The organism is Hymenobacter sediminis, assembly GCF_003231285.1.
GTDB classification, from domain to species: domain Bacteria; phylum Bacteroidota; class Bacteroidia; order Cytophagales; family Hymenobacteraceae; genus Hymenobacter; species Hymenobacter sediminis.
In genome coordinates this window covers 15,193-40,092 of sequence record NZ_QKNS01000001.1, presented here as the reverse complement: position 1 = coordinate 40,092, position 24,900 = coordinate 15,193, and the positions used below count along the sequence as shown (strand labels likewise).

Genomic DNA, 24,900 nt, shown 5'->3' with positions numbered 1-24,900 from the left:
AAAGCCTTTCCTTTCATGCAGGCAAGGCTTTTCTGCGTTTACAGCCAGCTCACTGCAAAACGGCTGGGCTATCTAGCTGAGCTATGGTCATTTCATTACCGAATGACCGTGTTTTTTGGTTATTTTGCGCCTCTTTCCACTTTTCTTACTGCGCTTTTTTTCAAGTAAATGGCATTAATCAACACGATTCGAGAAAAATCGGGCTGGGCAGTCGGGGCCATCATCATCGGCCTGCTGCTCTTCATGCTGGGGGGAGACTTCCTGTATGGACGTAGCAGCATCTTTAACAAGAACGATTTGACCGTCGGCGAAATTGCCGGTGAGAAGGTGGAGTACGACGCGTTCAATGCTACCCTGGAGCAGGCCAAGCAAGCCTTCATTGCCCAGCAGCAGCGTCAGCCCGACGAGCAAGCCATGGGCTACCTGCGCGACCAGGCCTGGAACCAGACCATCTACCGCATTGCCTTCCAGCAGGAGTTTGACCGGCTGGGGCTGAAGGTTTCCGACGAGGAGCTGACCGACATGGTACAGGGCAACAACATTCACCCTAGCATCCGGCAGGCTTTCACGGACCCTGCTACCGGCCAGTTCGACCGCAACAAGGTTATTGACTACCTGCGCAACCTCGACAAACTGCCCCCGCAGGCTCAGGATGCTTTCCGTAGCTTCGAAGCCAACCTTGGCCCGGAGCGCATGGCAGCTAAGTATAACAACTTACTTAAGCTAAGCACCTACGTTACCTCGGCAGAAGCCAAGCGCTTTGATCAGGCTCAGAATACCCGCGCTACCCTGCGTTACTTGGCAGTACCTTACTTCACCCTCTCCGATTCGAGCGTGAAAGTAACCGACGAGCAGCTGCAGGCCTACCTCGATAAAAACAAGGGCCGCTACAAGGTAGAGGATGGCCGTACCATTGAGTACGTATCTATTCCGGTAACGGCTTCGGTGGAAGACAGCGCCGCTGTACGCAAAACCGTTGATGAGCTGGCTACCCAGTTCGCCTCGGCACCCGTTGATTCGGCCTTCGTAAAGCTGAACTCGGACAACCCTACCAGCCCCGCCTACCTCTCGCCGGCCGATATGCCCGAGAAGCTGCGTGCTCAGTTGCCACTGCAAGTAGGAAAAGTATATGGCCCCTACGCTGAGAACGGCACCTACTCGCTGTTCAAAGTATCGGGTCAGAAAGCAGGAGCCCAGGCTGCTGCTCGTGCCAGCCACATCCTCATCAAGCCAGAAGGCGCTACCCCAGAGGCCGACGCAGCCGCGAAAGCTAAAGCGGTGGAAGTGCTCAACAAAATCAAAGGTGGTGCTGATTTCGCAGCCATGGCCCGCCAGTACGGTACTGATGGCACCACCGCCACCGGCGGCGACTTGGGCTGGTTCCAGCAGGGCCGCATGGTTCCCGAGTTTGAGAAGGCTGTATTCGGAGCTAACTCAGCTGGCCTGCTGCCCGCACCGGTGAAAACTTCCTTTGGTTACCACATCATCAAAATCACGGCTCCGAAGACTACGCAGACCTACCAGATAGCTGCCGTACAGAAGAGCATTCAGCCCACCGACGCTACCCGCGACGCAGCCTACCAAAAAGCACAGGCTCTGAAAGGTGAGGCTACCGACTTAGCTTCGTTCCGGGCCGCTGTTGCCAAGGATAAGACCCTGCAGAAAGTAGAAGCCAAAGGCATCGGCCGCGGCGACCAGGCCGTGAATAACCTGCAAGGTGCCCGCCAGCTGGTGCGCTGGGCCTACGGTGTAAACCCGGAAGGTGAGCCTACCGAAGTAGGTGACGTATCAGAAGTTTTCGAAATCAATGACCAGTATGTAATTGCCGTCCTGACCGGTGAGCGGACCAAAGGCACTGCTGATCTGGCCAGCGTGAAGCCGGAAATTACTGCGCTGGTACGCAACGAACTGAAGGCTGAGCAGATCATAAAGAAGCTGAACGCCTCGAAGGGCACACTGGAGCAAATTGCTCAGGCCTACGGCAATGGTGCTCAAGTGAAAACTGCCGAAGGAGTAGTACTGGGTCAGGGACAGATCCCGGGCCTAGGCAACGAGCCGGTAGCCGTTGGTAAGGCTTTCGGCCTGAAGCCCGGCCAGAAGTCGGCTGCTTTTGCCGGTGAGCAGGCCGTAATGATTGTGGAGCCTGTAAGCGTACAGCCCGCTACCAATACTACCGATGTAAACACTGTGCGCCAGCAACTGACCGCCCAGCGTAGTGCCCGCACCGACGGCCTCACCTACGAAGCCATCAAGCAGCACGCCAACATCAAGGATAACCGCACGAAGTTCTTCTAAGCTGCGCGCAGTTCCCTGCAAGCAAAAGGCCGTACCTTAGGGTGCGGCCTTTTTTGTTTAAACGGTACGAGGGCAAGGTGATGAATCAGATGTTTAGTCCACGTAGATTAAGTTGATAGAACATCCAGCTTACCACCCCACTGCCCCGCACTTCAGGCCTGATCTTTTCGTTATGCTTCTATGAATAAGTCGTTGCGTTTAGTTTTAAGCAAGGGTGGTTTGGCAGTGCTGTTCCTAGCAGCTAGCCCGGGCTTGGCTCAACAACAGTCGGGTGATAATGCCGTGCAACTGGCCCGCGAATATGAGCGTACCGGCGAGCATGAAAAAGCGGCCTATCTCTTCGGGCGTTTGCGTACCGAGGAGCAGGTAGCCCCTAATATTCTGCCTGACTACCTGGCTGCTCTGCAGGGCCTCAAGCGCGACAAAGAGGCTGAAAAGCTGATTAAGCGGGCCCAGCGCCAGCGCCCTGATGACCTGACGTTGGGAGTAACGCTTGGTCAGGTGTTCGAGAAGGCCGGTAACGCATCAGCAGCCCAGAAACAGTGGGAACGGGTGCTGCTTCAACTGACCAGTGCTCAGGTAGTACCCGTAGCCACTGAATTTCAAAAGGCGGCCCTACCTGATTGGGCGGCCCGAACCTATCTGCGGGGACGGGAACTGGTCAAAAACGAAACCGAGTTTGCCCCTCAGCTAATTCAGCTTTACACCCAAAGTGGCCAGACGGATAAGCTGATGAGCGAAACCTTGCGCTTAGTGCAGGAGAATGAGCAACAGCTGCCTTTTGTGCGCAACATGCTCCAGAATAGCCTCCAGGAAGACAAAGACTTCGCTGCGCTGGAAAAAGAGCTACTAGGGCTGGTACAGAAGAACCCGGATCGAGGCGTTTACAGCGAGCTGCTGCTGTGGCTGCAGGTACAGCGCCGCGACTTTAGCGGGGCCCTGGTACAGGCCAAAGCCCTAGACCGCCGCAGTCGGGCCGATGGACAACGGGTGCTGGAAGTAGCCGAAATAGCCCGCCGCAACAAAGACTACGAAAGTGCCATCAGCGGCTACGAATACATCGTGCGCGAATACCGAGGCCGGGCTTACTACGCGCTGGCCCGACAGCGGCTGGTACAAACCCGCGAGGAGCAGGTGCGCACTACCTACCCCGTAAACGTAACCCAACTCCGCAGCCTGCTACAGGACTACCAACAGGTGCTGGCCGACCTGGGGCGCACCCCCGAAACGGCGCCGGTATTGCGCAGTATGGCGGCCCTGATGGCTTTTCAGCTTGACGAAAAGGAGGCGGCCATTAAGCTACTAAAAGAAGTTATTGACATGCCCCGCGCCAGCCTGGATGTAGTAGATCAGGCCAAGATTGATCTGGCCGACATCTACCTGCTGCGCGCTGAGCCCTGGGAAGCCACACTGCTGTACTCGCAGGTAGAAAAGTCACACAAAGACACACCGCTGGGCTACGATGCCAAGCTGCGCAACGCCCGCCTGAGCTACTTCGCCGGCGACTTTAAATTGGCGCAAAGCCACCTCGACATTCTCAAGCAGGCGACCAGCCGGGAAATTGCCAACGATGCCATGCAGCTCAGCCTGCTCATCACCGATAACACGGCCATGGATACGGCGGGGGTAGCCCTCCGCGACTACGCGGCCGTGGAACAGCTCGTATTTCAGAACAAGATTCCGGAGGCCCTGCGTGGGCTCGATGCCTTACTACAGAAATACCCAGGCCACGCGCTTCAGGATGAAGCCTGGTTTCTGAAGGCCCAGCTCCTACGCCGCACCGGCGACTACCCGGCGGCACTTGCAACTCTGGAGAGCATTACGGGTAACCCCAAGTACGATGTGCTGAGCGATGACGCCCTGTTTCTGGCGGCCAGTATTCAGGAAGAAAACCTCAAGGATTTCGGACAGGCCCAGCAGCTCTATAATCAGGTTCTCGTGAAGTACCCAGGTAGCATCTACGTAGCCGAGGCTCGGAAACGCTTCCGCAAGCTTCGCGGCGATGTAGTAAATTAGTCCGGCTAGCTTAGCCATATTATCAGCGCGTTCTTCGGCCGTAGCTTTGCTAGCCGAAGAACGCGCTGTTGCTTATAAAGCAGTAAGCAGAATCAAAGTTAGCAGCTGCTTTACTATTTAATCATTATACAATTTTATAAAGCAAAGCCAACAATCAGTCACTCGCATATTAATGCTTTACTTATTTATAAAAGGTAAAAATCATGAAGCAAGGGTAAAAAAGCACTTTATCGAAAGCTGAGGTAAGGTGGCACTGATAATAGCTAGCTACAAGGATTGGGGAAGGCGGCAGGGGGAGGGCTGGTGTAAAACGCTGGGTAGGTGGGCTCTGTCAGCAAATACAGGCGCTTGCACCGGCAAATGGCCGCCGAAACCGCCGTTTTTCTTCGTACTTTTGAAGATATAGCCCACGGTGGCCCCTCGCAGAAGTATGGAAAAAAGATGGATTCACAAGCCCACGCCCGACCCTGAACAAGTTCGGCACCTGGCCGACGCCCTGCGCGTCAACGAGGCTATCATTTCCATCTTGTGCCAGCGGCAGGTTTGTTCCTTCGAGGAAGCTCGTGCTTACTTCCGGCCGTCCCTGGATTCCTTGCCTGATCCGCTGCTTATGCGCGACATGGACCGGGCGGTGGAGCGCCTCGTGCGCGCCCTGCACATGGGCGAGCGGGTTTTGGTTTTCGGCGACTATGATGTGGACGGTACCACCTCCGTGGCGCTGGTGTATAGCTATCTGCGTCAGTTTTTCGGCCCCGAGCGGGTTGATTACTACATTCCGGACCGCTACAAGGAGGGCTACGGCATATCAGATGCTGGCATCGACTTCGCCGCCGATTTTGGCTACGAGCTGATTATTGCGCTCGACTGTGGGGTAAAAGCCGTGGAAAAGATTGCCTACGCCAATAAGCTCGGCGTCGATTTTATCATCTGTGACCACCACTTGCCCGGTGCTGATCTGCCGGCAGCCGTAGCCGTGCTGGACCCCAAACGCTTCGACTGTCCCTACCCCTTCAAGGAGCTTTCAGGCTGCGGAGTGGGATTCAAGCTTATGCAGGCCTTTACCCAGCACCAAGGATGGCCCGAGGATGATCTGTATGAGCTGCTGGATCTGGTGGCTGTCAGCATCGCCGCCGATATTGTACCCATTATGGGCGAGAACCGGACGCTGGCTTACCATGGCCTGCGCCTGATCAACGACCGAGCCCGCCCCCAGCGCCCCGGCCTCGATGCTTTGCGCGAGCTGGCTGGCTTGCAAACCACAGAGCTCAACATCAGCAGCCTCGTGTTTGGTTTTGCTCCGCGCATCAACGCGGCCGGCCGCATGGGCGACGCTAAACGCTCGGTGGCTATGCTGCTGGCTGAAAGCACCGATGAGGCGAAGGAAAAAGCTGGGGTAGTGGATAAAACTAACCAGGAGCGCCGGGGCTTCGATACCAGTATTACCAAGGAAGCCCTGGAAATGATTGAGCAGGACGCCCTGCTGCGCACTGCCCGTACCACCGTTCTGTTCAAGCAGGACTGGCACAAAGGGGTAGTAGGCATTGTGGCCTCGCGCTGCCTCGATAAGTACTACCGTCCTACCATTATCCTTACCGAAAGCAACGGCAAGGCCACCGGCTCGGCCCGTTCCGTAGTGGGGTTTGATGTGCACCAGGCCATTGAGGAGTGCGCGGAGTTGCTGGATCAGTTTGGAGGCCACATGTACGCGGCGGGCCTGACTCTCCCCATTGAAAACGTGCCAGCCTTCCGCGAAAAGTTTGAGCAGATAGTAGCCGGCCGCATTTTGCCGGAACAACTTATTCCGCCCGTGGAAATCGACCACGTTCTGCAGCTCAGCGACATTACCCCTTCTTTCTTCCGTCTGCTGAGTCAGATGGAGCCTTTTGGGCCAGGCAATCCTAACCCAGTATTCGCCTCCGAGAAGGTATATGCTACCCCCAACTCAGCCCGCATTGTTGGCAACTCCCACCTGAAACTCACCCTGACCCAGGACGGCCGCCATACCGTTGATGCCATTGGCTTCGGGCTAGGAGAGTATTACGAGCAAATCCAGCAGGGGCAGCCATTCAGTGTGTGCTACACTGTAGAAATGAACGAGTTTCGGGGCGTGAAAAACCTGCAGCTGCGGGTGAAGGACATCCGCTGGGAGTAGACGGCAGTTAGCCAGCAGAGGCAGCTAGGGTTCAGGGAAACGAAAGGGGGAGGGAACTAGAGCCGTCCGGCGGGCTGTAAGTCTGCTGATGCGGAAGCGCGCTCCTACCCCTGTTCATGTGGTAAACGTGCGGCAATGGTCCTGCCCCTCTATCAAGAAGCCTGAAATGGCTTGCAGCGGTGGCAGCCGGGGCGCAATGCGTACCTTGGTAGCGGCGTTATAGGCGCCTACATTTCTCTTTTTATCTATTCCATTTTAATGAAAGCAGTTTATCTGGCGCTCGGGTTCGGGCTGGCTACCGTGGGCACTGCCGCCGCTCAGCAACCGGCCGGCTATCAAATTAACCTCGATCTGCAAAATGTTCAGAACGACCGGGTTAAGGTAGTTGTCAATACGCCCGCCGTGAAGGAGCAGCAGGCTACTTATGTGATTCCTTCGGTTGTGCCGGGCTCCTATTCTAAAAAGGATTATGGCCGATTCGTCACTGATTTCAAAGCCTTTGACAAGCAGGGCAAACGCCTGAAGGTGAAGAACGATGGGCCAAATCTGTTCGTTATTGACAATGCCAAGAACCTGACGCGGCTGGAGTACCTAGTGGATGATACCTGGGATGCCAAGCAGGACGACTCCTTCATCTTCCAGCCCGGCGGCACCAACATTGACGCCGGCCGCAACTTCACCATCAACCACTACGGTTTCTACGGCTACCTCGAAGGCTATAAGATGCAGCCTTACCAGGTGAGTGTGCAGAAGCCTACGGGGCTCTACGGTGCTACCGCCCTAGATGTACGCCGCGAGTCAGCTACCAAAGACGTATTCACGGCTCCCGACTACGTGACACTGGCCGATGGCCCTATCCTGTATGCCAAGCCCGACACGGCTAGCTTCAGCACGGGCGGCGCGCGCATTTCGGTAGCGGTACTGTCGGAGAGTGGGGTAGTAAAAGCCGCAGACGTCAGCCAGATGCTACGGCCAATGTCGGAGGCTCTGACCAAGTTTTTTGGGAAGATGCCGGTACCCCGCTATCAGTTCTTGTTTTACTTCCCCAGCCTGAACTCGCCGCTCAATAGCAAAAACGGCGGCTATGGAGCTATGGAGCACAGCTACTCCTCGCTCTATTTCCTGCCCGAAATGCCGGATCAAGACCGGCTACGGAGCATGGTGCTGGAGGTAGCCTCGCACGAGTTCCTGCACATGCTGGCTCCGCTGAACATCCACAGCCGCGAAATCGGGGAGTTTGATTTCCGCAATCCTAAAATGTCGCAGCACTTGTGGCTCTATGAAGGCGTGACGGAGTACGTGTCGCAGCTGGTGCAGGTGCGCGGCGGCCTGATTACCCCCGAAGAGTTCCGGGAGCGGATGAAAGGCAAAATAGATAATGCCGGTAAGTATGAGAACGTGTCGTTTACGGAAATGAGCCGTCGGATTCTGGATGCTCCTTACAAAGACATGTACCAGAACGTATACGAAAAAGGCGCGCTGATTGGCTTGCTGCTCGATATCCGCATCCGGGAGCTCAGCCAGGGCCGCCAAACCCTGCGCGACGTGCTGCTGGCCCTACGCGAGAAATACGGCCCTACCCGCTCGTTTGAAGACAACCAGCTCATTCCGGAAATTGTGGCTCTCACCAGCCCCGAGCTACAGCCGTTCTTTACGCGCTACGTGCAAGGCAACGAGCCCCTGCCGCTAGCCGAATATCTGGGCAAAATCGGGTGGGTGTACGCACCCGTAGGCCAAGCTCGCGTAAAAGCCTTCGGTAACCTCGGCTTCGGCTACGACCAGAGCAAAGACCAGTTCCGGGCCGTAAAAACCAAAGCCGACGAAAATGCTTTCGGTCTGAAAGAAGGCGACGTGATTGTTGCTGTGAACGGCCAAGCCGTAACCATGCAGACTGCCGAGAAGCTACTGCGCCCGTTGGTGGAGCCTAAAACTGCTGACCCCGTGCGGGTGAAATTCCGCAATGGTAGCGCCGGCTCCGAGCAGGAGCGCCAAGCTTCTCCCCGCGAGTTTGAGGTGGAAGTGAAGAACCTAGTGGAACCAGTGCCCTCTCTTACTCCCTCACAGCAAGCCCTCCAAGATGCTTTGCTGAAAGGGTAGGGGGTAGAACCGCAAGGATGCTATTTGCCTACCCCCTCCTGGCGGTTCTGCTCATCACTTTGTTCCCTTCTTACCTTTGCCCCAATGATTCTTCGAGCCGAACACCTGGTTAAGAAATACAAGTCGCGCACTGTTGTGAACGACATGTCGCTGCACGTAGAGCAGGGCGAAATTGTGGGTCTGCTGGGACCGAACGGCGCCGGCAAAACCACCTCGTTCTACATGACGGTGGGCATGGTGAAGCCTAATGAGGGCAAGGTGTTCCTCGATGACAAAGACATTACCAAGCTGCCCATTTACCAGCGGGCCCGCCTCGGCATCGGCTACCTAGCCCAGGAGGCCTCGGTGTTCCGCGACCTGACAGTAGAAGAAAACGTGCTGTCGGTGCTGGAAATGACCGATCTGCCCAAACAGGCCCAACGCGACAAGGTAGAGGAGTTGCTTAATGAGTTCAGCCTGACCCATGTCCGCAAAAACCTGGGCCGGGTGCTGAGCGGCGGTGAACGGCGACGCACCGAAATTGCCCGTGCCTTGGCCGTAGACCCTAAATTCGTGCTGCTAGACGAGCCTTTTGCCGGCGTTGACCCCATTGCCGTAGAGGAAATTCAGGGTATTGTGGCCAAGCTCAAGCACAAGAACATTGGCATTCTCATTACTGACCACAACGTAAACGAAACGCTCAGCATCGTGGACCGTGCTTACCTCCTCTTCGAGGGCAAACTATTGAAAGCCGGCACCGCCGAAGAGCTGGCCGAAGACGAAATGGTGCGCCGCGTGTACTTGGGCAAGCACTTCGAGCTGAAGCGAAAAATCTAACTCGCATCGGCAACGGGCTGGCAAGTTGCAGAGCCAGAAGGGGGTAGGGCGGAGCATAGCTTCGCCCTTTTCCGTTACTAAACTCCGGTTCATAGATTTCGTGCTAGTCTGGTAACTTTCCGGTGCAGGCAAGGGTACAGACAACCCGTTCCTGCATTGTCCCATCTACCTTCCCACCGTGATTAGTACCGTACTGACCTGGGCCGTGCAACGGCGGCTAGCCAATGTGGAGCATATTCGTCGCTACCCCCACGAGGCGCAGCAACAGGTACTGCACGAGCTGCTGCAGCAGGCGCGCACTACTGAATGGGGGCAGCGCTATGGTTTCGGCGACGGGCTATCGGGCCGGGAATTTGCCCAGCGCCTACCTATCAGCAGCTACGAAGAGCTGTATCCGGAAATTGAGCGGGTACTGCGCGGCGAGGCCAACGTACTCTGGCCGGGCACCGTGCAGTGGTTTGCCAAAAGCAGCGGCACCACCAATGCCCGCAGCAAGTACATTCCCGTCACCCACGAATCGTTGCACGATGGCCACTACCGGGCCGGCCGCGACATGACGGCGCTAGCTACCTTATACTACCCCGACATCAATATTCTGGGCGGCAAAACGCTTTCCTTGGGCGGCACGCACGGCCCCAACCCGTTCCGCCCTGCCGAGGCTGACTCCCGCATCGGCGACGTCTCGGCCGTGATTATGCAGAACTTGCCAACCTGGGCCGAGTTTGTGCGCACCCCGCCCCTGGAGTTGGCTCTGCTAGATGAGTGGGAAGAAAAGATTGAGCGTATTGCCCGCCATGTGCTAGAGGTAGATGTACGCGTGCTGGCTGGCGTGCCTACCTGGATGATTGTGCTGCTACGCCGCGTTACAGAGTTGGCTGGGGCAGCTTCCATCCTTGATGTGTGGCCCCGGCTGGGGCTCTTCCTGCATGGAGCGGTAGCATTTGGTCCCTACCGTGAGTTGTTTCGTCAACTGGTTCCGAGCCCTCAGATGCACTACCTGGAGGTTTATAATGCCTCCGAAGGCTACATAGCCTTACAGGACGAGCCGGAATCGGAAGACCTGCTGCTGTTGCTGAACCACGGCATCTACTACGAGTTCCTACCCCAAGATCAATGGGAAGCCGCTGAACCGCAGGCGGTAGGACTAGAGGATGTGGTATTAGGCCGCACCTACGCCCTAATCATCAGTACCAATGCCGGCCTGTGGCGCTACCGCATCGGCGACACCGTGCGCTTCACGAGCTTGGCGCCCTACCGTATTCGTATTTCGGGGCGTACCAAGCACTTCCTGAATGCTTTCGGGGAGGAAGTGGTGGTAGAAAACGCCGACGCTGCTATTGCCGCTGCTTGCCGGGCTACCCATGCTACCCTTCACGACTACACGGCCGCTCCTATCTACTTCGCTGCCCACGATGGAGCCTCACGGGGCGGCCACCACTGGATTGTAGAGTTCAGTCAGCCACCAACCGATGCCGCCCAGTTCGCGCTAGTCCTAGACGATACCCTACGCCAACTCAACTCCGACTACGACGCTAAACGCCACCGCGACCTTGCCCTGATGCCACCGAAGCTTACTGTGGCTCCAGCAGGCACTTTCGAGCAATGGTTAGCTAAAAAAGGCAAGCTTGGTGGTCAGCACAAAGTGCCTCGATTGAGTAACTCCCGCGAATTGCTGGACGAAATACTTAATCAACTAAATGAATAGTTTAACTTGAGAGGACGTCACTAGCTCCTCTTATGTTTACTTATTCTACTGCTTGCCATGTCGCTAGCCGCGCTTATAGCCTTTGCGGCAGGTTCATTTTTATCTGGGGGGTAGCAGTAACGCTGGGCGCCTGCGCGAGCCTGAAAAAAGGACCTATTGGGTTCTGGTCGCGCAACCGCTTTGATGCCAGTAAAGGGCAGCGGCATGGCCCCTGGTGCGAGTATTTTGACGCGGCCGAACAACAGATTGCCAACAAAGGCCGCTACCGGCACGGCACACCAGTTGGCCGGTGGCGCAGCTTCAGCCCTAGCGGGCAGCTAGAGCGCAAAGAGCAGTTTCATTGGCGCCCACGCGGCCTTGCCACCCTGACGTACTACCACCCTAATGGGCAGGTAGAGAAAACAGGTCAAGCGCGGTACCAAATAGAGCCTACAGGAGCCCGCTTTTTCTGGTTTGGAGAGTGGCGCTGTTTCTCGCCAGCAGGGCAAACACTACCCTCTGAATGGTACCAAGATGGCGAGAAAATCATTGCTCCACTTGAAATGGGTAATCAAGGAACTACAACAAAACGTCGCTCTAATGTTGATTAGATTCAATTGTATTATTGTAAATTAATATATCATGGTCTGTAGGGTTAGTAGAGGCTTATTAAGCCATCAGACAGGACGTTACGGGTTAACGGTAAGATATGTGCATTTGCTCTAGTAAGTTTGGAAAGTGCAAAAAACCTGTATTTTTGTAAAGCTCGCATTTGGTTGTTGAAATCAAAAAGTCCTAAAGTCTACTAATGTCTGTCTCTACTTCTTCATCCCGTCGCTCGGGAGAAGGACGGCGTCGTCGGCGGCGCAGTCTTAAAACTGATGACCAGGATTCTCCTCAGAAAATGCGCGTTACGGCGGGTATTTTTGGGCTGATTATTCTTGCGCTACTGGCCAGCTTAGGAGTTATAGCCGCCAGCGCTGCCGGTCAGTAGATCCACACCTTATCATTAAAAAGAAGAGCCTCTACCTCCGAGCAGTTTCGGGGGTAGGGGCTTTCACTTCTTATTATAAGCTCCTATTCGTCTAGCACGCCGCCTACCAGCCGGCCGAGTACGCTGCCGCTTTCCTTTTGAGCGTTTCCGCCACCAGGAGCCAGAGCCTGAATGAGTTTTTTGACCGGCATAGATTGCAGCCACACCCGACCCGTACCGCGCAGCGTAGCTAACAGAAGGCCCTCGCCACCAAAAATCATCGACTTCAGGCCGCCAGCACGGGCAATACTGAAATCTATGCCGGGCTCGAAGGCTACCACGCAGCCAGTATCCACGCGCAGTAACTCGTTATTGAGGCGCTTCTCGATAATGGTACCGCCAGCATGAATGAATGCCTTACCGTCGCCAGTGAGGCGCTGCAGGATGAATCCTTCGCCCCCGAAGAAACCTGCCCCCAACTTCTGATTGAAGTGAATGTTGATTTTGGTGCCCTTAGCAGCAGCCAAGAAGCCATCCTTTTGCACAATAAGTCCTTGCGGCATCTCCCCTAAGTCGATAGGAACGATGGTGCCGGGGTAGGGAGCCGAAAAAGCAACATGGGCCTTGCCGTAGCCGCCACGATGGGTAAAGTGCGTCATAAACAGCGACTCGCCAGTAATCAGACGGGTGCCTGCCGAAAACAGCTTACCCATAAAGCCTTGGTCGGGCTCTGATCCATCTCCCATTTTGGTTTCAAAGGCAATAGCCTCGCTCATATAAACCATGGCACCTGCCTCAGCTACCACGGTTTCATTAGGGTCCAGTTCTACTTCCAGCACCTGAATATCAGTGCCAAGAATTTTGTAATCGACGTCGTGGGAGCGCATAGCAGGGGTAGGGAGGTTGGTGAAAGCTACGCCCAAGTATAGCAAAACGCGTCTGGATAATTAGCCTCATGGCCGTTTGGGTTACTAGGCTTAGGCTTGTGTTAGGCTTAATTCTTCCCTAGCACAAACTCAAGCTTAGTAACAGACGCGAGTTTTTGCATTCTGCAAACAGGTGCCTAGTCGTCGTTGCCCACTTTGGGTAAATCCTCATCGTCTTCGGGCTCGGCTTCTGCTTTGGGGCCTTTCTTTTTGGCTTCCTTGCTGGTCCGGCGCATGAAATCTTCATCGGATTCTTCGGGCTCTTGAGCCATATCCTCCAGCGCGAAGTCTTCATCCTCTTCGTCCTTTTCACCGAACTGACCGTCGCGGTTCACCAGCTTTTTGTCGCGCACATGGCGGTTCAAGAACTGGTTGATGTCCTCAATGGAATAGTTAGAGGTGATTTCTCCCAGGGGGTTCACCTTGATTTCGAAGCCCTCCAACTCCTTATGGACGCGGGCTTTCTTCTCCGGATCTGTTTTCTTCTTTTTCGGGCTAACGGGTTTCTTGGCCATGATGCGGGCAGGTAAAGTCGGTTTGATGGAGGGCGCTTTTGCTTGTACGCCAGCAACCCTGACATCAGTAGTACGAGGCTACCCCCGCCCCGGTTGAAATCCAGGGAAGTAGGGCGGCGTTTCTTATCTACCGCCCACAAAAAAGCCTGCCTGACCACGTTGGGTCAAACAGGCTTTTACTAATATGGTAGCTAAGTGTCTGAGGCAGAGTTAAGCGGCTGGTAGCTGAGCCACAGCCTGCTCGATTCGCTCGGCTGTTTCTTGAGCGCCCAGGATGCTCATAATGTGCATCAGGTCGGGGCCAGCCCCGGCACCGGTTACCGCCACGCGCAACGCCTGCAGTACCTGCCCGATTTTGATGCCTTGGGCTTCGAGTACTTGCGTGAGCAGTGCCTTGATGCCTTCCGGGGTGGTGTCGGAGGTAGCAGGCAGCTGCCGAGCAAACTCGGCGAGGGCACCCGCTACTTGCGCATTCCACTTCTTGCTGATTACCTGCTCCTCGTAAGAGGTAGGGCGCTGGAAGAATAGCTGGGCTTCACGAGCCAGATCGGCCGGGAAGGTAGCACGCTCTTTTACCAGCGCGGCAATTTGCTCGGCTTTGTCAGCGGGCACCTGCGCATCCTGGCCTTGCAGGGCTTCTGTGAGGTAGTGAGCCAGTTCGGCATCGGGCTTGGCGCGGAGGTACTGTTCGTTGTACCAGCGCACTTTGTTCTGGTCGAAGCGGGCCGGCGACTTGCTCACGCGCTCAATCGAGAAAGCCTCAATCAGCTCCTGCATAGTGAACAGCTCCTGCTGGGTGCCGGGGTTCCAGCCTAGAAAGGCCAGGAAATTGATGAAGGCCTCTGGCAGATAGCCGCTTTCCCGGTAGCCGCTGCTAACGGTCGGCTCACCGGTTTCAGCGTCTTTACCGTGCCATTCCAGCGGAAACACCGGAAAGCCCAGTCGGTCGCCGTCGCGCTTGCTCAGCTTGCCGGTGCCATCGGGCTTGAGTAGCAGGGGCAAGTGGGCAAATTGCGGCATGGTAGCTTCCCAGCCCAGATAACGGTAGAGGAGTACGTGCAGCGGAGCCGAGGGCAACCACTCTTCACCCCGAATTACGTGGGTGATTTCCATCAGGTGGTCATCCACGATGTTGGCCAGGTGGTAAGTCGGCATACCATCCGACTTCATCAGCACCTTGTCATCAATAGAAGACGAGTGAACCACTACCCAGCCGCGGATAAGGTCGTTGAAGCGAACTTCTTCCTTGCGGGGTACTTTCAGGCGAATCACGTACTGCTCGCCGCTTTCAAGCAACTGCTTCACCTCCTCGGCTGGCAAGGTGAGGGAGTTGCGCATCTGGGCGCGCGTGATGCTGTTGTACTGCGGGTTCGGCACCTTAGCTGCCGTGAGGCGGGCGCGCATAGCGTCCAATTCCTCCGGTGTATCGAAAGCGTAGTAGGCATGGCCGCTATCGATGAGCTGCTGGGCGTACTGCATGTACATGGGCTTGCGCTCACTCTGGCGGTAGGGAGCATGAGGGCCTCCGTTCCAAGGGCTCTCATCCAACTCAATACCGCACCACTCCAAGCTCTGGCGGATATAGTCCTCGGCGCCTGGCACGAAGCGGTTCTGGTCGGTATCTTCAATGCGGAGCAGCATTTTGCCACCCAGCTTGCGGGCTAACAAGTAGTTATACAGCGCAGTGCGCACGCCGCCAATGTGCAGCGGGCCGGTGGGGCTGGGCGCAAAACGCACCCGTACTTCTCTTTCCATACAAACAGCTGATTTGCGCCCGATTCAGGTCCGAAACGCGCCGCAAAGGTACGTAATTAGAGGGGAGGTAGAAGGATATAAAATGAGCGCACCAGCTTGCTATTCGGCGGTCCTGAAGTAAACTACCTACTCAATTTCCAACTGATGCCGAGTAAGCAGCCCCGGTAAGCTAAGCAGGGAGAAACGAGCCTTTGTCAGTTCGTTACGCTCCGGATCCAAGACTACATTGTGAGCAGTCCGGAGGTCGGCGCCAGTAAGCTGACTCTGCAGAAAGATGGCTCGGTCCAACTCGCAGTTCTGGAAAACGGCTCCTGCCAGATTGGTGCTACTGAAGTTGACTTCCCGCATAGAGCAGTCCACAAACCGCGTGTTAACCATGGTTTTCCCGCCAAAAGAGGCGTAATCCAGTTGGCATCGATCAAAATGTACCCCGAACAGCATGTCGCGGCAAGCCTCAAATTGCAGCCCTATCAACTTGCACCCATCGAAGGCTACGTTTTGTAGAGAGGTATTGGCCAGACTACTACCAGCCAGGTTGCAGTTTTCGAACCTACACTCACTAAACAAGCGGCCTGATAAGTTAGCTTGACTGAGGTCGAAGTTGAGAAAGTGATACTGTTCGAACTCTCGCTGGCCTACTAGGTCAGGCGGCAAGACACGGCTGAGTACTCGCTCTGGGGTGAAGTGTTCGGGTTTCTGTAGTGGCTTAGCCGATTTGCGGCTGTTTGGCTTTCGCATCAGTCCTGGTTTCGGAAGCGCAGCCACAGCAGCAGCCCTACCAGCACCGCGCCACCTCTAATCAGCCAAGCGGTAGTTGGGCCCCAGTTGTTGATCCAGTCCAGCAGGGGAAAGCGGAAGTTCGCTGGCAACAACATAGGAGCTACAATAGCCACTAACCCAGCCAAAAGCAGAAAAATCCCTACCTCCTTCATCAGAATAAATGATTACGGGTAATAACTGATTTTGAATATTATTTCACCGCAATGCAGGAAATCTCAACCTGCACATCTTTCGGCAAGCGGCTAACTTCCACGGTTTCGCGGGCTGGGGCGTAATCGGCAAAAAAGTAGCTGCCGTAAATTTCGTTGATGAGGCCAAAGTTGCCCAGATCCTTCACGAAGATGGTGCACTTCACCACGTCGCGCAGGGTATAGCCTGCTGCCTCCAGTACTGCTTGCAGGTTGCGCATCACTTGGTGCGTTTCTCGGGCTACATCCCCCTCACCAACTAACTGACCGGTATCCGAGTCGAGGGCTATCTGGCCGGAAACGTAGATAGTATTACCCGCTTGTATGGCTTGGCTATAAGGGCCAATGGGGGCTGGGGCCTGAGCGGAATAAACAATAGAGTTGGACATGGGGGTGGGGTAGGAGTTCTAGAAAGAAACTGTAATGCGGCAAAGTAAAACGAAAAGCCCTAAAACGAGCAGAGCCGCCCTGATACCCAAGGCGGCTCTACTGTTTTCAGCTGAAGAAATTACTCAACCGTTACTGATTTAGCCAGGTTACGGGGTTGGTCGACGTTGCAGCCGCGCAGCACAGCAATATGGTACGAAAGTAATTGCAAGGGTACTACCGATACCAGAGGCATCAGTACCTCGCTGGTAGCGGGTACCTCAATGGTAAACTCGGCCATTTCCGGAATTACCGTATCGCCTTCGGTTACCACGGCAATGATCCGGCCTTTGCGGGCTTTTACTTCCTGAATGTTGCTTACTACCTTCTCGTACGAGCTGTCCTTGGTGGCGATAACCACTACCGGCATGTTCTCATCGATAAGAGCAATAGGGCCGTGCTTCATCTCTGCGGCGGGGTAGCCTTCAGCATGGATGTAGCTGATTTCCTTAAGTTTCAGAGCGCCTTCCAGAGCTACCGGGAAGTTATAGCCACGGCCCAGATACAGGAAGTTGGTCGCGTCCTTGAAAATCTCTGAAATCTGCTCGATTTCGTCGTTGAGCTGCAGTGCTTTTTCCACTTTGGCCGGGATGGTATTCAGCTCCATCATCAGCTCACGCAGCTTGGTGTCGGAGAGAGTGCCGCGCTTATGACCCACAATCATGGCCAGCAACGTCAGCACGGTTACCTGGGCCGTGAAGGCCTTGGTTGAAGCCACGCCGATTTCAGGTCCAGCGTGGGTATAAGCACCGGCATCGGTAGCGCGAGCAATGCTGCTACCTACCACGTTGCAGATACCAAAGATGGTAGCGCCCTTGCTCTTAGCTAACTCAATAGCTGCCAGTGTATCAGCAGTTTCGCCGCTCTGTGAAATAGCAATTACAATGTCACGCTCTGTGATAATGGGGTTGCGGTAACGGAATTCCGAGGCGTATTCCACTTCTACCGGAATCCGGGCCAAATCCTCAATGAGGTATTCAGCCACTAGGCCCGCGTGCCACGAAGTACCACAAGCTACAATGATAATGCGGTCAGCATTAACAAACTTCCGCTCATAAGCCCGTACACCGCCCATGTTCAAGTGACCGGCTTCCAGCTCCAAACGGCCACGCATCGAGTCGAGGATAGAGCGGGGCTGTTCAAAAATCTCTTTCAGCATGAAGTGCTCGTAACCGCCTTTCTCAATGCGGTCCAGCTCCAGCTCAAGCGTTTGGATATAAGGAGTTTGCTTAACGTCCTCCCGGGTCCGAATCTCCAACTGACCATCTTTGATAACAGCCAGCTCGTAGTCATTCACATACACTACCTCATTGGTGTACTCAATGATGGGGGTAGCATCAGAAGCCAGGAAGAATTCACCTTCGCCTACCCCAATCACCAGCGGCGAACCTTTACGGGCCGCAATCAACTGGTTAGGATTGTCCTTGCTGAGCACCACAATAGCGTAGGCGCCTACCACCTCGTGGAGAGCCAAACGCACGGCTTCCTCCAGTGTGCAAATGTTCTGCTTCTGAATTTCTTCAATCAGATTTACGAACACCTCTGTGTCCGTGTCGGAATGGAATACGTGCCCTTGCTGCTGCAAATGCTGCTTAAGAGCTGCGTAGTTCTCAATGATGCCGTTGTGGATGATAGCAATCCGCTCCGAAGTAGAGTAGTGCGGGTGAGCATTTACGTCATTCGGCTCACCGTGTGTTGCCCAGCGGGTGTGGCCCATGCCAATGTTGGCATGTGTATCCTTTTCCGCAATAAAAGCTTCCAGATCGGCTACCTTGCCTTTCTTCTTATAAACGCTTAGCTGGCCGTTGAGCAGTGCTACGCCGGCTGAGTCGTAGCCGCGGTACTCTAAGCGGCGCAGGCCTTTGAGGATGATGGGGCAAGCCTCACGGTGCCCAATGTAAGCGACAATCCCGCACATAATTTGGTTGGTTGTGACAGAGCAGAAGCTCTCAACAAATGAAAGCAAAAACGGGCGGCATCGGCAAAAGCCGTGCCGCCCTTGTAAGCTAGGCTACGTTAATATTCAGAGTTTTTAACGCAGCTTGGAGTAATACACGCGCAACGTAATGTTTTTGGCGTCAAGCTGGGCGCGGTTCATGGTCAGGAATAAGTTGCTGCGCAGTACAGGAGACACCAGCAGTGCTGCAGGCCGCTCTCCATCTAACCGATTCTGCAGATAATTCTGCAGATAGTTGGTAATAGGGAACGTATAGTACTGCAGCATGTCGTAGCTGGGGTACAAAGAGGCTGCAGGAGCGCTAGGTGCGGCGCCTACGGGCGGAATGTCGATCTGAACTATTCGCTCAACCGTTGTGGCTCCTACTGTACGTAATAGCGGCTGGTTGTTCGCATCTACCTCATATAGATACATACTTCCCGTTCTTGGATCAGTACGGTCAAAACGGTCGTTATTTTCATTTGATTGAGCATCATTGCCAATGTAGGGAAACAGCCCGTTGGTATTCTGCTTGATAGGCAAAATCAACTCAGCCCGATTGATTGCCAGCTCAGAGTTGTTTATCAATGCCTGCACGCCCGATAGGTCAATGCGGGTAGCCAAACCAACACCATCCTGAACGTAAGTTGACTCATCGGTGGCACTGGAGCTAACCTGCTGTCCAGTGGTAGCGAGGCTAGCTAGAGCAGTACCTGAGAAATCAGTCGAGAGCTGAGTAAAGTATTTCGGACCAGTTGTTGGTGCGCTGGCAGGCAGCGGACCGGCTACTATACTATACGAACGACGACCTTTGGCAGTACCTCCAGCATTGGTCCCATTGAAATAGAATATAATTCTGGAGTTATATGAGCGGTTGAAGGCAACAATATTATCAGTGGTACCTGCAGCCGGCGTTAGGGCCAAGCCTGGTAACAGCGTATTGAGCTTATCTTGGTTTAGAGAACCGTCACGCAGAGCTGCGAAGATGGCGCGAGCCACGGATTCAGTACCCGCGTGTTTCAGCAGCCGCACGCGTACTACCTTGTCGTTGACGGTAGTGGTGATGAGGCGGGTGGTAGTATCTGTCTGGCTGGATGCCTGAGTCCGCTGCCTTACTTGAATCGTGCGGTTAAGCGGAGCAGCTATGTTCGTCAGCAGAACGGTACTTGCTGGTGCAGCAGACGCCGAATTATAAACCGTTCGGTCATCTAGTGGCTGCCCTAAAGCAGCCAAGTTGAACCTCAACGGTTGGGTTGCTGAGCCATACACTTTATCGAACCCCAGAGTAAATACCACAGAGTCAAGCTTGGCATCAGCAAACTTGCTGGGTAGCGAGTCAGGAGAGCTAAGCTGCGGATTATACTGGAGGTTCAGATAGCCTTGCGCCGTAGTAACACCCACCTTGGTGTCGCGTATGCGCCCCACCAAGAGGTAGTTACTATTAACGGTTTCAATAGGCTGTTGACGAACGGTAGCCGTAGCAATAGGCACCGTCTGAAACTGTGAGTTAATAGGAGAGGTGCCGGGCAACTCCAAGCCAAGGTCGCTGGCTTCTTCGCAGCTGGTAGCCAAGCTGAGCAGCGAAACGGCAAAGAGGGAAACCGACGCGAGTCGGCTGGCGCTAGCTGGCCAATTCATTATAGAGAGCGTAGTAAGAAGTCAGCAGGTTGTCGTCGGCGCCGACCTGCTCAATTTGTTTCTTGGCCGAGTACTCTGTGAACAGCGTGTTCAGCTTCTCGCTGAATGGCTCATCAGATTTTACTACCGTATCGGCGTACTCCATGCCTACCTTAATAAAACCACCAAAGTCGGCTGTTTTCAAAGCAGCCAGCATGTCATCCTCAATGTCCAGCATCTTGGCCTTCTCAATGATGTCGCCCTCAAATTTGTGGTCAAACTCATTGTTGTAGATGGTGAACACCGATTTGGCATCCTTGAAAATCGGGTCCTTCTTGTAAGTCGTTTTCAGGTACATCGGAATCAAGCCCGTCATCCAGTCATTGCAGTGTACAATGTCCGGAGCCCAGCCTAGTTTCTTTACCGTTTCCAGCACACCTTTGCAGAAGAAGATAGCCCGCTCGTCATTATCAGCGTGGAACTTGTCGTTTTTGTCGACTAGCACTGATTTACGGTGGAAATAATCTTCATTGTCGATGAAGTACACCTGCAGTTTCGCATTTGGGATAGACGCCACCTTGATAATCAATGGCTTTTCATCCTCGCCTACGGCAATGTTGATGCCCGAGAGCCGCACTACCTCATGCAAGCGGTTCTTACGCTCATTGATAATACCAAAACGGGGTACGAAAATGCGGATTTCCATCCCCATTTCCTGCATTCCCTGCGGCAGCCGCCGCAAAAACTCTGCTACCTTGGTGGTCTGCAAAAACGGGTTGATTTCCGTGGCAGCGTAGAGTATTCTCAACTTGGACATATAGAGTCAGTTGGGGTGATTAGGAATGGGCAACACTTTGGGATGCACAAAATTAAACATTTTTGAGGGAAATTTCAACCACACGACCCTACTACTCGTTAGAGGGTGTCTTTTACCCTATGGAGATACTGAATACCGCCGCGGCGTTGCAAGCCCAAACAGAAACTTGGCGGCGAGAGGGAAAGCGCATTGGCTTGGTCCCAACGATGGGGGCTTTGCACGAAGGCCACCTGCAGCTAGTGCGCGCCGCAGCCCAAGAGTGCGACGCCGTAGTGGTGAGTATCTTCGTCAACCCTACCCAGTTCAATAACCCCGACGATTTTCGGCTGTACCCGCGCCTGCCCGAGGCTGACGCCGCGCTCCTGGCCCCGGCAGGCTGCACTGCTCTCTTTCTGCCAGCGGTAACAGAAATGTATCCTCAGTCTACTGTGCTCCGCTTTGATTTCGGGGCGTTGGAGCAAGTGATGGAAGGTGCTCACCGACCGGGCCATTTCAATGGGGTAGCTACAGTAGTAAGTAAACTGTTTCACCTGAGCCGGCCGCACCGAGTGTATTTTGGGCAAAAAGATCTGCAGCAGGTAGCAATTGTCCGGCAGTTAATTGCTGACTTATCGTTTGATCTGGAGCTTGTCGCCTTTCCTACCGTGCGAGAGGCCGATGGACTAGCTATGTCGTCGCGCAACCGCCGACTGGATGCCGAAGCGCGAGCCATCGCGCCACGGTTGTATCAAGGCTTACAGTTGGCCGAAAAGTTAGTGCAGGGTAGAGAAGCTAGCCCGGCAGCCGTTCAGGCGGCCGCACAGGAGCTGCTGGCATCGGAACCAGCCCTTGATCTGGAGTATTTAGAGGTAGTAGATGCTCAGACCCTACAGCCCCTGACGGATTGGCAGCCACACCGCGCCGTGGCTGTTTGCCTGGCAGCCCACCTGGGCGGTGTGCGTCTTATTGATAATGTGGTGATAGAGGGGTAGTCAGTAAGAAGTCAGACGGCTTTCGTGGCAAGTGCCGGGGTAGGGAGAGCTACATCTGCTTACAACTTCACCTTCGTATCTTTGCGGCCCAAAATTCATCTGCTTTCTCACCATGCATATAGAGGTTCTTAAGTCAAAGATTCACCGCGTAAAGGTTACGCAGGCGGAGCTGCACTACGTAGGGAGTATCACTATTGATGAAGACCTGCTGGATGCGGCTAATATGGTGGAGAACGAGAAAGTGACCATTGTGAATATCAACAATGGCGAGCGGTTCGAAACCTACACGATCAAAGGGGAGCGGGGCTCGGGTATGATTTGCCTAAACGGTCCGGCCGCCCGCCGAGTAGCCGTCGGCGACATTATTATCATTATTTCCTACGCCCTTATCGACTTCGCGGAAGCCCGCACGCATAAACCCACTGTCATTTTCCCCGATCAGCATAACCGCGTCGGGTAGGGCCTATGCCTTCGAGGCAAGTGGCTGCCGACTTCAAAGCGGAATAGCCTGAACCTGGGCTGCGCCGCCCTGAAGTCGGCAGCCACTTTTGTTTAGCGGGCGGTATACATCTGTCACTACATGAAGAAATTACTCAATATCCTCAAGTACGGCCTGCTGCTGATATTGTCGGGGTTGTTAATGTGGTACGCCTTGCGCGGGCAGGAGCTCCGGTTGGTGGGCGAGTACGTGCGCACGGCTAATTATGGCTGGCTGGGGCTAACAGTTATTCTCTCGGGGCTAGGATATTTTAGTCGGGCGCACCGGTGGCAGATGCAGCTGGAAGCTAGCCGGCAGAAAGTCAGCTACTGGGACGTATATCACGCCATGATGGTCGGCTACCTGGCAAATCTGGTGCTACCTCGTATGGGAGAGGTAATCCGGTGCTCAGTACTGAATCGTACGGGCCGGGTGCCGGTGCAGGTGTCGCTCGGAGCCGTAATTACTGAACGGGTAATTGACTTGCTGATTTTGGCAGCACTGCTGAGCCTAACGCTGCTGCTGGACTTTCAGAAGTTCTGGCGTTTCGTCATCAGTCTATTTTCAGATCGATACAACTCTCTGGCTACGCATCAAGGACTACTGCTGGCCGTGCTGGGAACCGCGGTGGCGCTCTTGTTGATTCTAGGCTACTTATTATTCCGCAACCTAGAGGCGCTTCGGCAGCGGGCACTATTTGTAAAAGTGGAAGGCTTCGTGCGTGGTATGATTGAAGGTATCTTCAGCGTCCGGAAACTGCGTAATCCTGGGTTGTTTCTACTACACACGGCCTTCACTTGGCTAGTGTATTACCTTATGGACTACCTGGCTTTTTTCGCCTTCCCGGCAACGGCTGGCCTCACCCCCGCAGCGGGCTTGGCTGTACTCACGTTTGGGGCCTTCGGTATGGCAGCTCCGGTTCAGGGGGGCTTTGGTGCATTTCACCTGATGGTGCAAAGCACGCTGCTGGTGTATGGCATCAGCAAAGAAGCCGGTATTGCCTATGCGCTGGTGGTACACGGCTCCCAAACGCTGCTGGTTGTCTTAATGGGCGGTGTCAGCTTCGTGGCTAGCATGATGAAGTCAGGGCGTGAGATAAAGCAGGTAGCGCTAACCTAGAACACTAAGCGTATGTGGACGAAAGAAAAAATCATGTCCCTGGAGGCTTTGCTACCCCAGGTAGCCGCTTGGAAGGCCAACGGCGAACAGGTGGTATTCACCAACGGTTGTTTTGACTTACTGCACCTAGGCCACGTCGACTACCTCGAGAAAGCACGCCACCTCGGGCAGCGGCTGGTAGTCGGGCTGAATACAGACGCTTCGGTTAGCTGCCTCAAGCCGGGCCGCCCCCTTCAGGACGAAGTGTCACGGGCGCGGGTATTGGCCTCGCTTTTGTTTGTGGATGCCGTAGTGCTCTTCGGTGAGCAAACGCCCCTGGCCCTGATTGAAGCCATCCAACCTAATATTTTAGTGAAGGGTGATGACTATCAGATCAGTGGAATTGTCGGCCACGAGGTAGTGTTACAAAACGGCGGACAAGTGCTGACCGTACCATTGGTAGCTGGGTACAGTACCACGCGCATCGTCGAGCGAATTCTGGGTAGCCGCTGAGGAAGAGGGTAGGAAGATGATGCTGCCGCTTCCTGCAGTTGGCCCCATCACTTCTAATCTCTTTCCCTATGTACTACAGTTCAAGCCCCATTTACTTTATCATCATTCTGGCTATGGTAGCCGGATGGTTGATTCAATGGCGGTTACGCAGTAAGTTCAGTCAATACTCTCAGATCGGGCTGCAGTCGGGCCTTTCGGGCAAGCAGATTGCTGAGCTGATGCTGGCCGACCACGGTATTACCGATGTGCGGGTTATCAGCACCGAAGGGCGCCTGACCGACCACTACAACCCCGCCGACAAAACCGTGAACCTAAGCGAAGCAGTGTATGCCGAGCGTAGCGCCGCGGCCGCGGCCGTAGCCGCCCACGAATGTGGCCATGCCGTACAGCACGCCACCGCCTATAGTGCCTTGCAATTCCGCTCAGCTATGGTGCCGGCCCTAAGCGCCGTGTCGCGCTTCATGCCTTTCGTGCTGCTGATTGGGGTGCTGATGCTCCGGACTACGCCCTACCCCCTGGGTTTAGGTATTGTGCTGTTCTCGCTTACTACCCTGTTTTCCTTCGTGACTCTGCCAGTTGAATTTGATGCTTCGAAGCGGGCCCTGGCCTGGATTGATAAGCGTGGCATTGTAACTCCGCAGGAGCACGCTATGGCTAAAGATGCCCTCTGGTGGGCCGCCATGACCTATGTGGTAGCCGCCATCAGTTCATTGGCTACCCTTCTTTACTACGTGAGCCTGTTTATGGGCAGCCGCGACCGTCGCTAACACGACTTCATTATAAAAATAAAGCCGCCGCTTCTGATAAGGAGCGGCGGCTTTATTTTTAATAGAATAGTGGTTGCTAA

22 protein-coding genes are annotated in these 24,900 nt (G+C 54.7%); 13 read left to right on the top strand and 9 right to left on the bottom strand.

The genetic code is table 11. The features are described from left to right. Positions 1-168 precede the first annotated feature (168 nt). The 8 genes from DNI29_RS00175 to DNI29_RS24000 all read left to right on the top strand — a co-directional run bounded on the left by DNI29_RS00175 (position 169) and on the right by DNI29_RS24000 (position 12,054). Positions 169-2,295: a peptidylprolyl isomerase gene (locus DNI29_RS00175; RefSeq protein WP_110976056.1), complete on the top strand. Its 2,127-nt coding sequence runs from the start codon at positions 169-171 to the stop codon at positions 2,293-2,295. Between the two features lie 180 nt (positions 2,296-2,475). Further along, the gene (locus tag DNI29_RS00170; RefSeq protein ID WP_110976055.1) at positions 2,476-4,311 is read left to right on the top strand and encodes a tetratricopeptide repeat protein; all 1,836 of its coding nucleotides are present in this window, start codon (positions 2,476-2,478) and stop codon (positions 4,309-4,311) included. A 430-nt stretch (positions 4,312-4,741) separates the two neighbouring features. Further along, positions 4,742-6,463, top strand: a complete 1,722-nt coding sequence (gene recJ, locus DNI29_RS00165) for a single-stranded-DNA-specific exonuclease RecJ (protein WP_110976054.1) — start codon at positions 4,742-4,744, stop codon at positions 6,461-6,463. A gap of 258 nt (positions 6,464-6,721) precedes the next feature. After that, positions 6,722-8,560, top strand: coding sequence for a M61 family metallopeptidase (locus tag DNI29_RS00160; protein ID WP_110976053.1), 1,839 nt, complete (start codon positions 6,722-6,724; stop codon positions 8,558-8,560). A gap of 84 nt (positions 8,561-8,644) precedes the next feature. Next, a complete protein-coding gene (gene lptB, locus DNI29_RS00155) occupies positions 8,645-9,376 on the top strand; it encodes an LPS export ABC transporter ATP-binding protein (protein WP_110976052.1) in 732 nt (243 codons plus the stop codon). Positions 9,377-9,554: 178 nt separating this feature from the next. Next, a complete protein-coding gene (locus tag DNI29_RS00150) occupies positions 9,555-11,081 on the top strand; it encodes a GH3 auxin-responsive promoter family protein (protein WP_110976051.1) in 1,527 nt (508 codons plus the stop codon). 32 nt (positions 11,082-11,113) lie between these two features. Further along, entirely contained in the window at positions 11,114-11,671 is a 558-nt protein-coding gene (locus DNI29_RS00145) for a toxin-antitoxin system YwqK family antitoxin (RefSeq protein WP_110976050.1), read from the top strand. 197 nt (positions 11,672-11,868) lie between these two features. Then, positions 11,869-12,054, top strand: coding sequence for a hypothetical protein (locus DNI29_RS24000; protein WP_123823012.1), 186 nt, complete (start codon positions 11,869-11,871; stop codon positions 12,052-12,054). An 83-nt stretch (positions 12,055-12,137) separates the two neighbouring features. Here the strand turns inward: DNI29_RS24000 and DNI29_RS00140 are convergent, their stop codons facing one another. From DNI29_RS00140 to DNI29_RS00100, 9 genes are all read right to left on the bottom strand, one after another. Then, positions 12,138-12,920, bottom strand: coding sequence for a TIGR00266 family protein (locus DNI29_RS00140; protein ID WP_110977238.1), 783 nt, complete (start codon positions 12,918-12,920; stop codon positions 12,138-12,140). Positions 12,921-13,096: 176 nt separating this feature from the next. Then, positions 13,097-13,474 (bottom strand): hypothetical protein, encoded by a 378-nt coding sequence (locus DNI29_RS24690; RefSeq protein WP_202910349.1) that lies wholly within the window; start codon positions 13,472-13,474, stop codon positions 13,097-13,099. Between the two features lie 210 nt (positions 13,475-13,684). Then, entirely contained in the window at positions 13,685-15,229 is a 1,545-nt protein-coding gene (gene gltX, locus DNI29_RS00130; protein WP_110976049.1) for a glutamate--tRNA ligase, read from the bottom strand. Positions 15,230-15,355: 126 nt separating this feature from the next. Then, positions 15,356-15,967, bottom strand: a complete 612-nt coding sequence (locus DNI29_RS00125; RefSeq protein WP_110976048.1) for a pentapeptide repeat-containing protein — start codon at positions 15,965-15,967, stop codon at positions 15,356-15,358. Beyond that, complete coding sequence (locus DNI29_RS24370) at positions 15,967-16,161, bottom strand: hypothetical protein (RefSeq protein ID WP_110976047.1); 195 nt, start codon at positions 16,159-16,161, stop codon at positions 15,967-15,969. The genes DNI29_RS00125 and DNI29_RS24370 overlap by 1 nt, the downstream gene beginning before the upstream one ends. Positions 16,162-16,199: 38 nt before the next feature. Further along, positions 16,200-16,586: a RidA family protein gene (locus DNI29_RS00115; RefSeq protein WP_110976046.1), complete on the bottom strand. Its 387-nt coding sequence runs from the start codon at positions 16,584-16,586 to the stop codon at positions 16,200-16,202. A 119-nt stretch (positions 16,587-16,705) separates the two neighbouring features. Continuing rightward, complete coding sequence (gene glmS, locus DNI29_RS00110; protein WP_110976045.1) at positions 16,706-18,541, bottom strand: glutamine--fructose-6-phosphate transaminase (isomerizing); 1,836 nt, start codon at positions 18,539-18,541, stop codon at positions 16,706-16,708. A 114-nt stretch (positions 18,542-18,655) separates the two neighbouring features. Then, positions 18,656-20,197, bottom strand: coding sequence for a DUF4270 family protein (locus DNI29_RS00105; RefSeq protein ID WP_110976044.1), 1,542 nt, complete (start codon positions 20,195-20,197; stop codon positions 18,656-18,658). Beyond that, positions 20,181-20,993 (bottom strand): glycogen/starch synthase, encoded by an 813-nt coding sequence (locus tag DNI29_RS00100; RefSeq protein WP_110976043.1) that lies wholly within the window; start codon positions 20,991-20,993, stop codon positions 20,181-20,183. The genes DNI29_RS00105 and DNI29_RS00100 overlap by 17 nt, the downstream gene beginning before the upstream one ends. Before the next feature lie 119 nt (positions 20,994-21,112). On the opposite strand from DNI29_RS00100, the gene panC reads away from it, so the two are divergent. From panC to DNI29_RS00075, 5 genes are all read left to right on the top strand, one after another. Further along, positions 21,113-21,964, top strand: a complete 852-nt coding sequence (panC, locus tag DNI29_RS00095; RefSeq protein ID WP_110976042.1) for a pantoate--beta-alanine ligase — start codon at positions 21,113-21,115, stop codon at positions 21,962-21,964. A gap of 112 nt (positions 21,965-22,076) precedes the next feature. Next, positions 22,077-22,424: an aspartate 1-decarboxylase gene (gene panD / locus DNI29_RS00090; RefSeq protein ID WP_110976041.1), complete on the top strand. Its 348-nt coding sequence runs from the start codon at positions 22,077-22,079 to the stop codon at positions 22,422-22,424. 120 nt (positions 22,425-22,544) lie between these two features. Beyond that, positions 22,545-23,561 (top strand): lysylphosphatidylglycerol synthase transmembrane domain-containing protein, encoded by a 1,017-nt coding sequence (locus DNI29_RS00085; protein WP_110976040.1) that lies wholly within the window; start codon positions 22,545-22,547, stop codon positions 23,559-23,561. Between the two features lie 12 nt (positions 23,562-23,573). Next, positions 23,574-24,053 (top strand): D-glycero-beta-D-manno-heptose 1-phosphate adenylyltransferase, encoded by a 480-nt coding sequence (gene rfaE2, locus DNI29_RS00080; protein ID WP_110976039.1) that lies wholly within the window; start codon positions 23,574-23,576, stop codon positions 24,051-24,053. A gap of 68 nt (positions 24,054-24,121) precedes the next feature. After that, the gene (locus DNI29_RS00075; protein WP_110976038.1) at positions 24,122-24,820 is read left to right on the top strand and encodes a zinc metallopeptidase; all 699 of its coding nucleotides are present in this window, start codon (positions 24,122-24,124) and stop codon (positions 24,818-24,820) included. Positions 24,821-24,900: the final 80 nt, after the last annotated feature.

Bases quoted from the DNA above. Each gene is read 5' to 3' on its own strand.
- DNI29_RS00175 (WP_110976056.1), top strand. From the start codon at position 169: ATGGCATTAATCAACACGATTCGAGAAAAATCGGGCTGGGCAGTCGGG.
- DNI29_RS00170 (WP_110976055.1), top strand. From the start codon at position 2,476: ATGAATAAGTCGTTGCGTTTAGTTTTAAGCAAGGGTGGTTTGGCAGTG.
- recJ (WP_110976054.1), top strand. From the start codon at position 4,742: ATGGAAAAAAGATGGATTCACAAGCCCACGCCCGACCCTGAACAAGTT.
- DNI29_RS00160 (WP_110976053.1), top strand. From the start codon at position 6,722: ATGAAAGCAGTTTATCTGGCGCTCGGGTTCGGGCTGGCTACCGTGGGC.
- lptB (WP_110976052.1), top strand. From the start codon at position 8,645: ATGATTCTTCGAGCCGAACACCTGGTTAAGAAATACAAGTCGCGCACT.
- DNI29_RS00145 (WP_110976050.1), top strand. From the start codon at position 11,114: ATGTTTACTTATTCTACTGCTTGCCATGTCGCTAGCCGCGCTTATAGC.
- DNI29_RS24000 (WP_123823012.1), top strand. From the start codon at position 11,869: ATGTCTGTCTCTACTTCTTCATCCCGTCGCTCGGGAGAAGGACGGCGT.
- DNI29_RS00140 (WP_110977238.1), bottom strand. From the start codon at position 12,920: ATGCGCTCCCACGACGTCGATTACAAAATTCTTGGCACTGATATTCAG.
- DNI29_RS24690 (WP_202910349.1), bottom strand. From the start codon at position 13,474: ATGGCCAAGAAACCCGTTAGCCCGAAAAAGAAGAAAACAGATCCGGAG.
- gltX (WP_110976049.1), bottom strand. From the start codon at position 15,229: ATGGAAAGAGAAGTACGGGTGCGTTTTGCGCCCAGCCCCACCGGCCCG.
- DNI29_RS00125 (WP_110976048.1), bottom strand. From the start codon at position 15,967: ATGCGAAAGCCAAACAGCCGCAAATCGGCTAAGCCACTACAGAAACCC.
- DNI29_RS24370 (WP_110976047.1), bottom strand. From the start codon at position 16,161: ATGAAGGAGGTAGGGATTTTTCTGCTTTTGGCTGGGTTAGTGGCTATT.
- DNI29_RS00115 (WP_110976046.1), bottom strand. From the start codon at position 16,586: ATGTCCAACTCTATTGTTTATTCCGCTCAGGCCCCAGCCCCCATTGGC.
- glmS (WP_110976045.1), bottom strand. From the start codon at position 18,541: ATGTGCGGGATTGTCGCTTACATTGGGCACCGTGAGGCTTGCCCCATC.
- DNI29_RS00105 (WP_110976044.1), bottom strand. From the start codon at position 20,197: ATGAATTGGCCAGCTAGCGCCAGCCGACTCGCGTCGGTTTCCCTCTTT.
- DNI29_RS00100 (WP_110976043.1), bottom strand. From the start codon at position 20,993: ATGTCCAAGTTGAGAATACTCTACGCTGCCACGGAAATCAACCCGTTT.
- panC (WP_110976042.1), top strand. From the start codon at position 21,113: ATGGAGATACTGAATACCGCCGCGGCGTTGCAAGCCCAAACAGAAACT.
- panD (WP_110976041.1), top strand. From the start codon at position 22,077: ATGCATATAGAGGTTCTTAAGTCAAAGATTCACCGCGTAAAGGTTACG.
- DNI29_RS00085 (WP_110976040.1), top strand. From the start codon at position 22,545: ATGAAGAAATTACTCAATATCCTCAAGTACGGCCTGCTGCTGATATTG.
- rfaE2 (WP_110976039.1), top strand. From the start codon at position 23,574: ATGTGGACGAAAGAAAAAATCATGTCCCTGGAGGCTTTGCTACCCCAG.
- DNI29_RS00075 (WP_110976038.1), top strand. From the start codon at position 24,122: ATGTACTACAGTTCAAGCCCCATTTACTTTATCATCATTCTGGCTATG.